Here is a 14,587-nt window from a genome sequence, read left to right as displayed (position 1 = left end):
CTCGATGGAACAGTAGTAGATGCTGATGCTAAAAATGCTCCGGTCGCCTCTGATATTTATTATATAACTCCCAATAAATGTACAGAGTGCCAGGGTTTTCATGAAGAGCCTCAGTGTGCTGCTGTTTGCCCGGTTGATTGCTGTGTTCCAGACGAAATGTATGTGGAAACTGTAGATCAACTGATGGAGAAAAAAGCGAAGTTGCACATTTAACATGTGCTTTTCCTGTGCAAAACATTAAAGCCCCGGTAGAATTATTTCGGAATATTTCTTTTAATTTTATGAAAAGGGTTTCTAAGTAAAAAGCAGCGTACATGCTGCATTTAAAATGGCGGGTGATATGTTCCGTCAGTAAAAAGGTGAGGGCAATACGGTCTTCACCTTTCTTATTTCCCAAACCCGGGAAAGAATTAGCCGAATCTTTCAATAAATAGATGTTTTTTAGCATTTCAATTTTCCCTTTCTTGGTTTTTTAGTGAATATTTGTACACCAAAATCAAAGTTCCGAATGAAGAAACGCATAGCCCTTGTTACCGGTGGCTTTTCCGGTGAAGCTGTAATCTCTTACAAAAGTGCCGTTACGATTGATAAAAACCTGGATAGGGAAAAATTTGATGTTTATAAGATTGATATTAACCCAAGCGGTTGGTTTTATGAATTACCTGATGGGTCAAAAACAGAAATAGATAAAAATGATTTTTCGCTTTCATTGAATGGAGGTAAAGTCAATTTTGATGCTGTGTTTATCGGCATGCATGGTACACCGGGAGAAGATGGAAAACTGCAGGGTTATTTTGATTGTTTAAAAATTCCTTACACTTCCTGCGATGCAGCCACATCTGCCTTAACTTTTAATAAACGATATACTGTTGCTGTTGCGGCTTTTGCAGGCATGCATGTGGCAAAGTCTTTGCATCTTTTTAAAAATATAACAGTATCACCTGCCCAAATTTTAAAGAGTTTAAAATTACCTTTATTTGTAAAGCCTAATAATGGCGGCAGCAGTTTGGGAATTAGCAAAGTAAATACTGCAACTCAATTACAGGGAGCATTGGATAAAGCATTTAAGGAAGATGATCAGGTGCTGGTGGAAGAATTTATAAGCGGCAGGGAGTTTACCATTGGAGTGTATAAAAGTAAAGGAACGATAATTGCATTACCAATTACTGAAATAATTTCTAAGAATGAGTTTTTTGATTTTGAAGCAAAGTACCTTGGTGCCAGCGAAGAAATTACACCTGCAAAAGTTGATGAAGCAGTTGCGGAAAAAGTAAGAAGCGAAGCAAAAAAAGCATACTCGATTTTTAATTGCAATGGAATAGTGCGGATTGATTTTATTTATAATGAGGCTGATGGCAATGCTTACATGCTGGAAATAAATACAGTGCCGGGGCAGAGTGAAGCCAGCCTGGTGCCGCAACAAGTGGTAGCAATGGGAATGACGCTGAAAGAATTCTATTCTGCATTAATTGAAGAATGTTTTAATTAACCGGGAGCTATATTTTTAAAGTAAAGTTCAATTATAAAAGCTGCTGTTCCGCTTTAGGGGATAGGGGTAAATCTAAAATTTTTATAGTGTTTAAATTTATAACAAGCCGCCCACTTTGGGTAAATTTTTTGGTTGCAGCTTTACTGGCATCATTGCTGGTATTTTTTGTTTTAAAAACTTTAGGTTGGGTAACACAGCATGGTAAATATCTTACTGTACCTGCAGTGCTGGGTAAAAAAACCGACGATGCCATTAAGCTTTTAGAAAAAGAAGGCTTTGATGTGCAGATACAGGATTCTGTTTTTACTGATACTGCCAGCCGTGGTGTGGTGCTTAAACAATTGCCCGATGCCAATGCTACTGTAAAAATTAACCGTACTGTTTTTTTAACCGTTAACCGTGTGGTACCACCAATGATAGAAATGCCTAAATTAGAAGGGCAGAGTTTAAGTTTTGCCCTGGATATGCTGCAGCGAAGCCATTTACGATTGGAGGATACCATTTTTAAACCCAGCTTTGAGTTGGGCTCGGTACTGGAGCAGCAGTATAACGGCGTTCGTATTCCTGAAAAAGCAAAACTGCAATGGGGCAGCAAAATAACTTTAGTAATTGGCAGCGGATTAGGCGGGCAACAAATGATGGTGCCTTCTTTATGGGGCATGACTTTTAAAGATGCTAAAGCGTATCTTCAGGAAAACGGATTAAACCTTGGCGCTGTTTTGCCAAGATCTAATGTAAGAGATACCGCCAATGCTTTTGTATATAAACAAAATCCTGAGCGTTTTGATGAAGAGAAGAAACCACGTTATATACAATCGGGGCAAATAATGGATGTATGGATATCTGTTGAAATGCCAAAAGATTCTGTTGATAATAATTAATTAAAAATAATATTGTATGACAACAATAACTGCAGATGAAGTAAAATTCCGGTTAGACTCCGGCGAAAAATTAAATTTAGTTGATGTTAGAGAACCGCATGAAAATACAGAGTTCAACATTGGAGGAACATTGCTGCCATTGGGCAAAGTACAAACTATGCAGGTAGAAGATATTGACGATTTAAAAAACGAAGAAGTAATTGTGTATTGCCGCAGTGGTAACCGCAGCGGCCAGGCCGCACTAATGCTGGAAACATTTGGCTTTACGGATGTAAAAAATCTTACCGGTGGAATGCTGGCCTGGAAGGAGAGGTTTGGGGGATAAAATGGTGAATTGTGAATGGTCAATGTTGAAAATTTAAAAAGAGTTTCTATTGACCATTCACAATTCATCATTGACGTACACGCTCTACAAACTAACATTAACTCCCACCATACAATTAAACTGCGCCATAGGGAAATAAAAATTTTCAGTGGTTAAGCTGCCACCATAAATATAACTGAAGCTGTAGCCATTAGGTTCGTACTTTTTGCTAAAAACATTATTCAGTTGTGCAATAAAAGTAACGGCTTTAAATACTTTATTTTGCAGTACATAACTCAATTGTACATCCTGGGTGTAAAAAGGATTAAGGCTCCTCGATTTTAAAGAAGTGTTATCTAAATATTGCCTGCTCACATATTTGGTTATCAAATTTATCTCCCCATTTTTTACAGGAGTAATATTTATGCTGCCGCCAGCAACAGTGTTGGGAGAAAATGCAATATCTGTAGAAGCATAAAAATTAGTTTGCTGCCCGCCGTTATCATAATCATCTAAATACTCAGTAAAGTTTTTTATTTTGTTTTTGCTGAAAGCAATATTGGCCGCAACATTAAGATGGTTGGTAAAAATGTATTTTCCCTGCACCTCAATTCCCGTTCTGTAACTGTTGGGTATATTAATCCTGGTGTAAGCACCAACATCATTTATTTTGCCGGTTAAAATTAACTGGTCTTTGTAATTCATGTAATACAAATTTGCACCGAAAGAATAATTACTTTTCTTCTTTTCAATACCGGCTTCAAAATCGTTTAATAATTCAGGTTTTGGCTGCTGGTTTTTGCCAGCCTCAAAATCATCTCTGTTGGGTTCTTTTTGTGCAAGTGCGTAAGACGTATATACCTGCCAGTTGTTTTTATTATAAGTAACACCCAGCTTTGGATTTACAAAATTGTAATTATTTTTTATAAGCAAAGTTGGATTGTTTCTAAATCCATTGAGTGAATAATTTATATTGCGGAACTGCACATCAATATAACTTTGAAAGTTTTTAGTCCATTGCTGCGCCCATTTGCTGTACAACGAAAAATCTTTTTTATGTGCAGTTAAATTATACCATCTGTAATTTTCGGGAACTGCCGCCTGCATTTTTGCCCAGGTAATTTCGCCAAAATGTTTTCCATCATGGGTATTCCATCCACCACCAATTGTAAATTCAGTTTTATTTTTATGATGTTGTAAAGAGAAAATACTGCCGTAAAAATTATTATCTAACCAAAGCCTTCTTATTAAATCAGTATTGGTAACAGTATCCGGGCCGTTAATATAATTGGGCAATCCGTAATCATTCAAAGCTTCATCAGCTTTATACTGTTCGTAATAGCCTTTACCTTTTGTAAGAAAAACTGCAATATTTCCTTTCCAGTAATCATTTAACTTATGGTTGAAAAAAAACTGGTAATGGGTTTGTATATAGTTATCAGTTTCATTATTGTATGGGTTGTCAGTTTTTTCTGTGCCTGCAGAATTGTACCGGCGGTTTGCAGATAACAAATATTCTGGAACACCATTCCATGCCTGGTAAGTTTTTTCTTTACCACTAAAAATATTCAACCGCAGCGAACTTTTTTCTGCAACATAAGCCGTGCTGAGATAAAAAGATTTTAAATCGGTTTTCGCCCTGTCGATATAACCATCGCTGCTGATGCGGCTGAGCCTTCCATCAATAGTAAAATGTTTATTTAAAATTCCACTGCCAAATTGCAGGGTATTTTTTAAAGTATTAAAAGAGCCAAAGCTGTTATTTAATTCCGCATAAAACTTTTTATTTATTTCGTTGGTGGCCAAATTAATACTTGCACCAAATGCACCGGCACCATTTGATGAGGTGCCCACACCACGTTGTATTTGAATACTGTTTACCGAAGAAGAAAAATCGGGGAGATCGACAAAAAAGGTTCCCTGGCTTTCTGCATCGTTATAAGGAATGCCATTTAAAGTTACATTTATCCTGCTGGCATCGGTACCACGTATGCGTATGCCGGTGTAACCCACGCCTGCACCAGCATCGGAGTTTACAACAACTGATGGAGTTTGGTTTAATAAAAAAGGCAAATCCTGGCCCAAATTATTTTTTTCAATTTCTTTTTTAGTAAGATTTGTTTTGGCAAATGGAGCTCTTTCTCCTGCTCTTACAGCAGTAACTTCCACCGGCTGCAAATACACCGTATCGCTAAGTTTTTTTTGAGTTTGTGCAGTACAAGCTGCCACAATTGCACATAATAATACACTGATAAACAATTTCATTTCAATAAAATTTGTGCTGAAAATCCAGAGGAGCTATGTCCGCTAAGATAAATCTCTCTTTAAGCTTAAGGGCTTGTCATTTCTTCCTACGCAGGCATTATCCTGATCAGGTTATCGGGTATTATCTCAGCTTTTGTAATGTTGAGCTAGACGAAACATTACAAAAACACCCCGGAAATTCAGTTGGTTAATAAGAACTTTCAAAAGTAAAGGTAGGCTGTTTTTTTTTTAAAAATAATTTTTGTGTAACAATTTGTTTTCTTCTGCCGTATTACCAATAAGTATAGCCATGAAATAATACATTACAAATTGTTTTAAAAACATTAACGGTAAGTGGTTTGATTATTGCATGGGTCATTTAAAATTAAAATAAATTACCATGAAAAAATTATTTTTATCCCTGGTTACTTTAATTACAGTAACCGCTTTTGCACAGGAAAAAACTGTTGTTACAGATGCCAATGCACAAAAAAGAACATTAACCGGCAGCTTTACTGCTATTACTGTTACTGATGGTGTAGATCTTTATCTTACACAAGGCAACGAAGAATCGGTTGCCGTTAGCGCCAGCGAACAAAAATATATGGATCGTTTTAAAACGGAAGTAGAAAACGGTATTTTAAAAATCTATTTTGATAAAAGTGGCATTAACTGGGCATTAAATGATAAGAGAAAATTAAAAGCCTATGTATCTTTTAAAACTTTGGAAAAATTACATGCTTCAGGCGGAGCCAATGTTAAATTAGAAGGAACTGTTGATGCCGGAAATTTAGATTTAAAGTTTACCAGCGGTGCAGCTTTTGAGGGCAACTTAAAAGCAAAAGATTTAACAGTGGAACAAAACAGCGGCTCAGCAATTAATATATCGGGTAATGCAGATAAAATAAATGTAGAGGTAAGCAGTGGTGCTGTTTTTAAAGGATATGAGTTAGCGGTTGATTACTGCGAAGCAAAAGCAAGCAGCGGCGGTGGTGTAAGAATTACCATTAATAAAGAATTGAGTGCAAAAGCAAATAGTGGCGGAGGTGTTAGGTATAAAGGCGATGCCGTAATAAAAGATATTAATGTAAACAGCGGCGGCTCTGTAAAAAAAGCGTAGCTTGTTTATAAGGTTATATTTAAATTTATTTTATGAAGAAGATAATTGCAGGTTTGTTTATGGTGTGCTTTGCATTGTTCGCAACTGCACAAAAAGAAATTGTGAACGATGCCAATGCAGAGATAAGGGAAATTGATAAAAGTTTTAACAGCATTAAAATATCCAGCGGCATCGATCTTTTTCTTTCTCAATCCGATAACGAAGCAGTGGCAGTAAGTGCTTCTGAAAATAAATATAAAGAAGAGATTAAAACGGTAGTAGAAAATAACACCCTCAAAATTTATTATTTTGGCAGCAGAAACTGGAATAAGGATAAAAAAAATTTGAGGGTTTATGTTTCTTTTAAAAATTTAGAAAGTATAGACGCTTCTTCAGCCTGCGATATACAGGTGGCAGGTGTTATAAAAGTACCTTCATTATTAATAAACATGTCTGGCGCAAGTGGTTTTAAAGGAGCTGTAGATGTTACTGATTTAAAGATTGATTTAAGTGGAGCATCTGATGTAACCATAAAAGGTATTGCAACCTCTGTTCGTATTGAATCGAGTGGCGCAAGTGATGTTAGTGGCTATGATTTGGTTGCTGATTTTTGTACAGCAAAAGTATCTGGTGCATCCGATGTAAATATTACAGTAAATAAAGAATTAAATGCCAGTGCAAGCGGCGCCAGTGACATTTCTTACAAAGGCGATGCAGTTATAAAAGATAAACATACCAGCGGTGCAAGCAGTGTTGGTAAAAAAGGTTGATTGGGTGATTGGTTAATTGATTTATCAATACAACCTGTGCTTAATAATTAGGTATGAATTTTTTCGGTTCCTTCTGTCCAAAATTTCTTTCACTCTATTTTTTGTACATCTGCCCATCATTATTCCACCCCAATAAATTTATTCATTTTTATCGTTTGGCATTGGGTGTACTGATGATAGAAGTGTATCCTGCTTTTGTAAATGGCGGCTGTAAATTTTAATTTCCTGCTGCTTAATTTTCTTTTTACATGCCAACGAAAATGCCAATACTATTAGTGATATGGCAATCTAAATATTTCTTCTCCTTCAAAAAGATTTAAAAACAAATTTATATTATTTGGCGACAAAGCCTCAAAACCTTACTTTTGCACTGCGAAGTAGAGCAGCGGTAGCTCGTCGGGCTCATAACCCGAAGGTCACTGGTTCGATCCCAGTCTTCGCAACTAAATCAAATCCTCACTTCTACAGATTTGGGGATTTTTTTATTCATTTCCATAAAGTGTAAATGAATATGATTACCTCCTCCATTCTTTCAGGCTGTTTGTGGTAATCATATTATTCTTATAACCACATTTCATGAAATCAGGTTTTGTAAACATATTTGGTAAGCCCAACGCAGGCAAAAGCACTTTGGTTAATGCATTAATGGGAGAGAAGATGGCTATTGTATCGCACAAAGTGCAAACTACACGCCATCGCATTAAAGCCATCTTAACAGAAAAAGAATACCAGATTATTTTTTCTGATACACCCGGCATTATAGAACCCAAATATAAGCTGCACGAAAAAATGATGCAGGCCGTAAAAGGAAGTCTGGAAGATGCGGATGTGGCCTTGCTTATTGCCGACGTTAATGAAGAGCAGGAAGAAAGCAATAATATTTTTACAGCATTAAAATTAAAAGTGCCTGCAATTGTTGTGTTGAATAAGGCTGATAAAGCTACTGAAGAACAGCAAAATGCCATCACAGATTTTTACAGAAAGCAACCTTATTGTAAAGATGTAGTTATACTTTCTGCCTTAAAAAAAAGTGGTATTGATTTCTTACTAAAAAAAATAATTAAACTGTTGCCCGAGGGCCAGCCATTTTACGAAGGCTATGACCTGAGCGATATGCCCACTAAATTTTTTGTTGGGGAATTGGTGAGAGAAAAAATATTTCAATTGTACGGCGAAGAAATTCCTTATCACACCACCGTTTTAATTCAGGAGTTTACAGAAAAAACAACACTTATAAAAATAAGGGCCGAAATAATTGTACAAAGAGAAACACAAAAAGGTATTATTTTAGGAGAAGGAGGTAAGATGATAAAACAATTAGGCACCAACGCAAGGAAGGATATTGAAGAATTTTTACAAAATAAAGTATTTTTAGAATTGTTTGTAAAAGTGCGGCCTAAATGGAGGGATAATGAAATGCAGTTGAAGGAGTACGGCTATTAAGGGAATGGATAATTGATAATGAAATAATGAATAATTTTCTATAGCCGAAGATCATTCCAGTTTTCAAACATTATTAATTATCAATTATAAAATTATCAATTAATAAAAGGGTATGAGTTTTACAGTAGCAATAACAGGAAGGCCCAATGTAGGCAAGAGTACATTTTTTAACCGTATGCTGGAACAGCGTAAGGCCATTGTAGATGATATAAGCGGCGTTACAAGAGACAGACAGTACGGCATAGCCGAATGGGCAGGCAAAACATTTAATGTAATAGATACCGGCGGATTTGTACCTAAGAGCGATGATATTTTTGAAAAAGAAATTCGTAAGCAGGTAATGATTGCAGTAGAAGAGGCTAACGCTATTATTTTAATGGTAGATGTGGCAACAGGCATTACGGACCTGGATGAAAGTATGGCAAAAATTTTACGCAAAAGCAGCAAGCCCGTTTTTTTAGTGGTGAATAAAGTTGATAATCACGAAAGACTTTTGGAAGCCAGCGAATTTTACAGTTTAGGTTTTGAAAACATATTTTTTGTTTCGTCTATCAGTGGCAGTGGCACCGGCGAAATTTTAGATGCCATTACTGCATTGATGAAACCGGAAGATGATGCAGTTGCAGAGAATGATGGCTTACCTAAAATTGCAATCATTGGTCAGCCTAATGTGGGTAAATCTTCTTTATTAAATGCATTGATTGGTACAGAGCGTACCATTGTAAGTGATATTGCTGGTACTACAAGAGATACCATTCACACCCACTATAATTTATTTAATAAAGAATTTGTTTTAATTGATACGGCTGGTATCCGTAAAAAAACAAAAGTACATGAAGATCTGGAATTTTATTCCGTGATACGTGCTATTAAAGCATTGGACGAAGCGGATGTTTGTATGCTGATGCTGGATGCAGGTAAAGGTTTGACAGCCCAGGATCTTTCTATATTTGCCATGGCGGTTAAAAAAGGAAAGGGAGTAGTGGTACTGGTAAATAAATGGGATTTGGTAGAAGATAAAAAAACAAACACTGTTAAAGATTTTGAGAAAGATTTGAAAAAAAGATTTGCACCATTTTCTGATGTGCCGATTGTTTTTATTTCTGTAACCGAAAAGCAACGTATTTTTAAAAGTATAGAAACAGCGCTGGAAGTGTATGATAACAGGCTGCGTAAAGTACCTACTTCAAAATTAAACGACATAATGCTAAAAGCTATTGAAGGGTATCACCCACCGGTAGTAAGAGGGAATTTGATTAAAATAAAATATGTTACACAGTTGCCCACACATACACCTACGTTTGCTTTTTTTGCTAATTATCCCGATGATATTAAAACACCCTATAAAAATTATTTGGAAAACCAGATCAGGGAGAACTTTAACTTTAGCGGAGTGCCAATAAGACTATTCTTTAGAAAAAAATAGTAGTTACTTTTTTATAAATATTTACTTTTGTTGAGAATTATAAAACTTAAAAAATAATGAAAAAACTATTAACAATTATTGCTGTTGCGGCTGTATTTACTGCCTGCGATAACGGCACTGCAGAAAAAACTACAGAAACAAAAAAAGATTCTACTATTTCAATGGCAGATGAAGCAAAAGCCATCAGCGATTCTGCAGAAAGCAAACTGGAAGCATTTAAGGATACTGCAGCAAAAAATTTAAAAGTGATGAAAGATAGTGCCGCAAGCACAATAAAAGTAATTGGCGATACAGCAGCCAGCAAATTGAAAAAAGCAGGCAACAAAATTAAAGATGCCGGTAATAAAATGATGGATAAGGTTAAGGAAGAAATAAAACAGTAATGCCTTAATTCAGTCTTAAACTGTATAAAAAAAATCCTGCTTTTTGCAGGATTTTTTTTATAACTACTACTTTTAATGCAAGTCTGCTTATATTTAAAACTTTATTTGTGCAATGGAGGCGGCTTAATTTATTTTTTGTTCAATAATTTTTTTATCAGGAAAAAAGTTTAAATTTGATAACGATTGACACTGCAAATGAATAAAACAAATCTACTGAATAATAATTCTGTTTATGAATTGCAGCAACGTATTGCTGAATATGAAGACGCAGCTGCGTATAAAAAACTTTTCTTTCTTTTTTTTCAGCCCCTAAAAAGCTTTTCTTATTCTATTACTAAATCAAAAGAAACGGCAGAAGAAGTAGTATCTGATATTTATATTGAAATATGGGCAAGAAGAAAGCAGCTGCAGGAAATTGAAGATTTGAAAATGTATTTATACATCAGTGTAAGAAATGCGTCCTTGCGGCGGTTAAAACAAACTCAGAAAACAAGTGTGCTTTCTTTAGATGATTTAGAAGTTGAGTTTGCCAGCAACGACCCTGATGCAGAAAATAATATCATCACCAATGAGTTGGCAGAAAAAATAGAAAGAGCCATAGAGTCTTTACCTCAACAATGCAAAATAATTTTTAAATTGGCCAAGCAGGATAAATTAAAGTATAAAGAAATTGCACAATTACTTAATATCAGTGTAAAAACTATAGATAACCAGCTTTCAACTGCCTTAAAAAAAATAGCTTCTGTTCTTAATTTACCTGCAAAAAAGCATGCTTCAAAATAACTTGCATTACTTATAGGGGATTTGTAATTTTTTTGTCTCTAATATAGTACAGCTATATGAGTAAAGACAGAATTTGGACTTTAATGTCCCGAAAATTATCGGGAGAAGCTACTGAAGCAGAACTTTCCGAGTTGAATGAATTAACTAAAATTCATCCTGATACTGATACCTCCTTACAATTTATAGATCAATACTGGACTGTTCCTGCAGAAAAGGATGAAGATTTTTTAGAAGCTACCTTTCTTTTGCATTCCGGCAGGTTAAACGAAAAAGGATTTGACTTGGAATTAAATAATAATGAAACTGGTTCATTTTCTTTGGATTTCGCACAACAGCAGCCTAACAGAAAAAGAAGATTATTTATTGCCACAGCGGCAGTTTTTACTGTTGCAATTTTATTATTTGTATTTATTAATGCCACAAAAAATACTGCTTCAAATCGCAAAGAAAAAATTGCACAAAGCGAAGTGAGTACAAAAAACGGCTCCCGTACAAAAATTCAATTACCCGACGGTAGCTCTGTATGGCTTAACAGCGGCAGTAAATTAACCTACGATAATGAACATTTTGGTACAGGTGTAAGAGAAGTTTCTTTAACAGGAGAAGCTTATTTTGATGTAGTAAAAAATCCTGCCAAACCATTCATCATCCATACAGCTAAAATGGATATTAAAGTATTGGGTACAGCTTTTAATGTAAAATGTTATCCCGGCGAAAAAACAACAGAAACCAGTTTAATACATGGCAGTGTAGAAGTTACTTTAAAAGACAGGCCGGAAAAAATAATAATGAAGCCTAACGAGAAACTGATAATTAATAATGAAGAAATAAAGCCCCTTAAAATTAATGCAGCGGTACAACCACAAAAGGTGCCTTTAATAAAAGACAAGCCGATTATTCAGTTAAGCCATGTAACATTATACCCAACTGATAACTCCGTTGTAGAAACTGGGTGGGTGGAAAGCAGGTTGATTTTTAGTGAGGAGACACTGGAAGAAATTGCCCTGAAAATGGAAAGATGGTATGGGGTTAAAATGGTAATAAAAAACGAAAAACTTAAGAAAGAATTACTTACAGGATCGTTTGAGGAAGAAACTATTAACCAGGCTTTGGACGCTTTGCAGATAACTACGCCATTTGTATATAAAGTAAATAATAACACCATTACTATTTCAAAATAAAACTATGCTGCTAATGAAAAGAATAATTTTAATTAATAGTTCCTAAAATAAAAAAACGGGAAATGTTGACGCATTTCCCGGGATGGCACAGTTAGAAAACCAGTCTCGCTGTAAAACCAAACTTTAAGTTCTCACTTTAACTTACCAAAACATAAAAATATGAAAAAAAGCCAACGATTATTTGGTATCAGGGCACAAAGCCTGGCAAAAATTATACTGCGTATGAAACTAGCCATTGTTTTTACACTACTTACAAGTTTGCAACTTTCTGCAAAAACTTATTCTCAGGAGCGTATTACGCTTAAGTTGGAATCGGCAGAACTAAAAACCGCTTTAAAACAAATTGAGAAAAAAAGCATGTACAGGTTTCTGTATAACAACGAAGTGTTATCAGCTACGCAAAAAGTAAACATCAATGCCAATAATACATTGGTTACAGATGTTTTAAATAATGTATTTAATTCCACAACGTTAACTTACCGTATTTTGGATAATAACCTGGTGGTTATTACCCAAAAAAACTTTGTTGCACAGGATGTTAAGGTAACAGGAAAAATTACCAGTGCCAATGGCGAACCTGTAGCAGGTGTCAGTGTAAAAATTAAGGGATCAACAGTGGGTACTTCCACTGATGCTGCCGGTAATTATTCTATATCTGTACCTGATGGTGCTAGATTAGTTTTTTCTTCAATTGGTTATGCAACAGAAGAAGTAGCAGTTGGCACTCGTACAGAAATAAATATCGTACTTCAAATTGCAGCAAAAGATATTAACGAAGTGGTGGTAATCGGGTATGGTACTGCAAGCAAAAGAGATTTAACGGGATCGATAGTAAAAGTTTCAGGAAAAGATATTGCTGATAAACCCAATACAAATCCTATTGCTTCTTTACAGGGAAGAGTTGCAGGTTTATCTGTTGTAAATAACGGTACACCGGGCCAGGCTCCGGATATCCGTATCCGTGGTACAATAAGTATTGGGTCGGTATCTCCATTGTATGTGGTTGATGGTGTGTTTAATGATAATATTGATTACATTAATCCAAATGATATTGAATCGGTAGAAATATTAAAAGATCCTTCTTCACTTGCAATTTTTGGTGTAAGAGGTGCAGCAGGTGTAATTGCAATTACAACCAAAAAAGCCAAAGCAGGCCAGGTTATCATTAATTACAATGCTTCTTATGGAGTAAAAAAATTGGTTGATAAAATAGAATTGGCTAATTCCGATCAGTTTAAAACTTTGTATGAAGAAGAAAAAGTTAACATTGGTGTAAATTCTCCTTTTGATTATTCCAAATGGACCGCAAATACCGATTGGATAGATGCTGTTACCAGAACGGGCAAATTCAACTCTCATAATCTCAGCCTTTCGGGTAGTACTGATAAAAATAAATTCAACATGGGTTTAGGTTATACTTCTGATGAAGGATTGATCAGGCATGAAAAATTAGAGAAAATACTTTTCTCTTTAAATGATGAATTTAAATTGAGTAAAGCCATTCGTGTTGGATTTAATTTTAATGGTGTAAGGCAAAATAATCCTTACGGAGCAGGTGGAGTATTAGATCAAGCCCGTAAAGTAATTCCAATAGTTTCTTCAGGAACTAAATCTATTTATGCAAAAAATCCGTATGGATTAGATAGCATGAATCAAAATTTATATTACGAATTGCCATTGATTCAAAACTCAGGTGTGGTTAATCCATTACTACAGTTAGAAAATGAATGGAACAAAACAATCAATATTGAGTATAGAACAGTGGCAAGTGTTTTTGCTGAAGTTAATTTTTTACGTGATTTCAGTTTCAAATCAACAGTATATGCTGACATCAGTAATGTAAATTTTAGAAGGTACCAGCCATTGTATAACTCATATGATGCTGCTACCAATTCATTTTTTCTATACAGCCCTGCAACAAGGGTGGTTGAAAATGATGATTCGTACAAAAAATTTCAGCAGGATCATATCCTTACTTATAAAAAAAGATTTGGAGATCATAATTTAAATGCTACAGCGGGGTTTACCACTTATTATTTTGGTCACTTCGGAAGAAGTGGTACGGTTAATCAAAGTTCAACCGGATCTGCTATACCTGATAATAAAAGATTTTGGTATGTTGATAATGGTTTTGGAGATGCACAGTCACGCAGGTCTTCTTCGGCACAAAATGAAAAAACAACTGTTTCTGGTTTAGTAAGAGCCGTGTATAATTACCAGAATAAATATTACCTCAATGGATCTTTCCGCCGAGATGCATCATCTCAAATTTCTCCAAGCGAAAGGGCGCAAAACTTTTGGGCTGTTGGTGCCGCATGGGAAATGACTAAAGAGAATTTTATGGCTAACCAGCAAATATTTGATTTTGTAAAATTAAAAGCATCGGTAGGTTTACTGGGTAATCAAAATACTTACGGATACGATTATCCCTTCTTTCCTAACTTAAACGCCGCTGCGGCAGCAGTATTTGGTAATAATATTTATACCGCTGTGCGACCTACCTATATTCCAGACAGGAACCTGAAATGGGAAACTGTACAGGCTAAAGAAGTAGGGGTAGAAATATCAGCTTTTAAAAACCGAC

13 protein-coding genes, 1 tRNA gene and 1 riboswitch are annotated in these 14,587 nt (G+C 35.4%); of the genes, 13 read left to right on the top strand and 1 reads right to left on the bottom strand.

The window, feature by feature from the left end; translation table 11 throughout:
- From ACY651_RS20940 to ACY651_RS20925, 4 genes are all read left to right on the top strand, one after another.
- A partial coding sequence (locus tag ACY651_RS20940) for a 4Fe-4S dicluster domain-containing protein (RefSeq protein WP_462255471.1) occupies positions 1-213 on the top strand: 213 nt, incomplete at its 5' end.
- Between the two features lie 295 nt (positions 214-508).
- On the top strand, positions 509-1,489 hold the full coding sequence (locus tag ACY651_RS20935; RefSeq protein ID WP_462255470.1) for a D-alanine--D-alanine ligase: 981 nt from the start codon (positions 509-511) through the stop codon (positions 1,487-1,489).
- A gap of 86 nt (positions 1,490-1,575) precedes the next feature.
- The gene (locus ACY651_RS20930) at positions 1,576-2,370 is read left to right on the top strand and encodes a PASTA domain-containing protein (protein WP_462255469.1); all 795 of its coding nucleotides are present in this window, start codon (positions 1,576-1,578) and stop codon (positions 2,368-2,370) included.
- 16 nt (positions 2,371-2,386) lie between these two features.
- Complete coding sequence (locus tag ACY651_RS20925; RefSeq protein ID WP_462222639.1) at positions 2,387-2,695, top strand: rhodanese-like domain-containing protein; 309 nt, start codon at positions 2,387-2,389, stop codon at positions 2,693-2,695.
- Between the two features lie 84 nt (positions 2,696-2,779).
- Here ACY651_RS20925 and ACY651_RS20920 read toward each other — a convergent pair whose 3' ends face one another.
- A complete protein-coding gene (locus ACY651_RS20920; RefSeq protein WP_462255468.1) occupies positions 2,780-4,939 on the bottom strand; it encodes a TonB-dependent receptor in 2,160 nt (719 codons plus the stop codon).
- A gap of 66 nt (positions 4,940-5,005) precedes the next feature.
- Positions 5,006-5,123, bottom strand: a riboswitch (TPP riboswitch).
- Positions 5,124-5,318: 195 nt separating this feature from the next.
- On the opposite strand from ACY651_RS20920, the gene ACY651_RS20915 reads away from it, so the two are divergent.
- The 9 genes from ACY651_RS20915 to ACY651_RS20875 all read left to right on the top strand — a co-directional run.
- Positions 5,319-6,038: a head GIN domain-containing protein gene (locus tag ACY651_RS20915; protein WP_462255467.1), complete on the top strand. Its 720-nt coding sequence runs from the start codon at positions 5,319-5,321 to the stop codon at positions 6,036-6,038.
- 32 nt (positions 6,039-6,070) lie between these two features.
- Positions 6,071-6,787: a head GIN domain-containing protein gene (locus tag ACY651_RS20910; protein ID WP_462255466.1), complete on the top strand. Its 717-nt coding sequence runs from the start codon at positions 6,071-6,073 to the stop codon at positions 6,785-6,787.
- A 371-nt stretch (positions 6,788-7,158) separates the two neighbouring features.
- Positions 7,159-7,230, top strand: a tRNA-Met gene (locus ACY651_RS20905).
- A 133-nt stretch (positions 7,231-7,363) separates the two neighbouring features.
- Positions 7,364-8,230, top strand: a complete 867-nt coding sequence (era, locus tag ACY651_RS20900) for a GTPase Era (RefSeq protein ID WP_462255465.1) — start codon at positions 7,364-7,366, stop codon at positions 8,228-8,230.
- A 112-nt stretch (positions 8,231-8,342) separates the two neighbouring features.
- On the top strand, positions 8,343-9,656 hold the full coding sequence (gene der / locus ACY651_RS20895; protein WP_462255464.1) for a ribosome biogenesis GTPase Der: 1,314 nt from the start codon (positions 8,343-8,345) through the stop codon (positions 9,654-9,656).
- A gap of 56 nt (positions 9,657-9,712) precedes the next feature.
- Positions 9,713-10,039 carry a hypothetical protein gene (locus tag ACY651_RS20890; protein ID WP_462255463.1) on the top strand — a complete coding sequence of 109 codons (327 nt, stop codon included), beginning with the start codon at positions 9,713-9,715 and terminating at the stop codon, positions 10,037-10,039.
- A 195-nt stretch (positions 10,040-10,234) separates the two neighbouring features.
- Entirely contained in the window at positions 10,235-10,822 is a 588-nt protein-coding gene (locus tag ACY651_RS20885; RefSeq protein WP_462255462.1) for an RNA polymerase sigma factor, read from the top strand.
- A gap of 56 nt (positions 10,823-10,878) precedes the next feature.
- On the top strand, positions 10,879-12,003 hold the full coding sequence (locus ACY651_RS20880) for a FecR family protein (protein ID WP_462255461.1): 1,125 nt from the start codon (positions 10,879-10,881) through the stop codon (positions 12,001-12,003).
- A gap of 159 nt (positions 12,004-12,162) precedes the next feature.
- A partial coding sequence (locus ACY651_RS20875) for a SusC/RagA family TonB-linked outer membrane protein (RefSeq protein ID WP_462255460.1) occupies positions 12,163-14,587 on the top strand: 2,425 nt, incomplete at its 3' end.

Origin of the sequence: Ferruginibacter sp., assembly GCF_031391665.1 — a bacterium.
Classification (GTDB): Bacteria; Bacteroidota; Bacteroidia; order Chitinophagales; family Chitinophagaceae; genus Ferruginibacter.
The sequence above is the reverse complement of the archived record's forward strand: the minus strand, read 5'-3'. Positions and strand labels throughout refer to the sequence as shown.

Bases quoted from the DNA above. Each gene is read 5' to 3' on its own strand.
- ACY651_RS20935 (WP_462255470.1), top strand. From the start codon at position 509: ATGAAGAAACGCATAGCCCTTGTTACCGGTGGCTTTTCCGGTGAAGCT.
- ACY651_RS20925 (WP_462222639.1), top strand. From the start codon at position 2,387: ATGACAACAATAACTGCAGATGAAGTAAAATTCCGGTTAGACTCCGGC.
- ACY651_RS20920 (WP_462255468.1), bottom strand. From the start codon at position 4,939: ATGAAATTGTTTATCAGTGTATTATTATGTGCAATTGTGGCAGCTTGT.
- ACY651_RS20915 (WP_462255467.1), top strand. From the start codon at position 5,319: ATGAAAAAATTATTTTTATCCCTGGTTACTTTAATTACAGTAACCGCT.
- ACY651_RS20910 (WP_462255466.1), top strand. From the start codon at position 6,071: ATGAAGAAGATAATTGCAGGTTTGTTTATGGTGTGCTTTGCATTGTTC.
- era (WP_462255465.1), top strand. From the start codon at position 7,364: ATGAAATCAGGTTTTGTAAACATATTTGGTAAGCCCAACGCAGGCAAA.
- der (WP_462255464.1), top strand. From the start codon at position 8,343: ATGAGTTTTACAGTAGCAATAACAGGAAGGCCCAATGTAGGCAAGAGT.
- ACY651_RS20890 (WP_462255463.1), top strand. From the start codon at position 9,713: ATGAAAAAACTATTAACAATTATTGCTGTTGCGGCTGTATTTACTGCC.
- ACY651_RS20885 (WP_462255462.1), top strand. From the start codon at position 10,235: ATGAATAAAACAAATCTACTGAATAATAATTCTGTTTATGAATTGCAG.
- ACY651_RS20880 (WP_462255461.1), top strand. From the start codon at position 10,879: ATGAGTAAAGACAGAATTTGGACTTTAATGTCCCGAAAATTATCGGGA.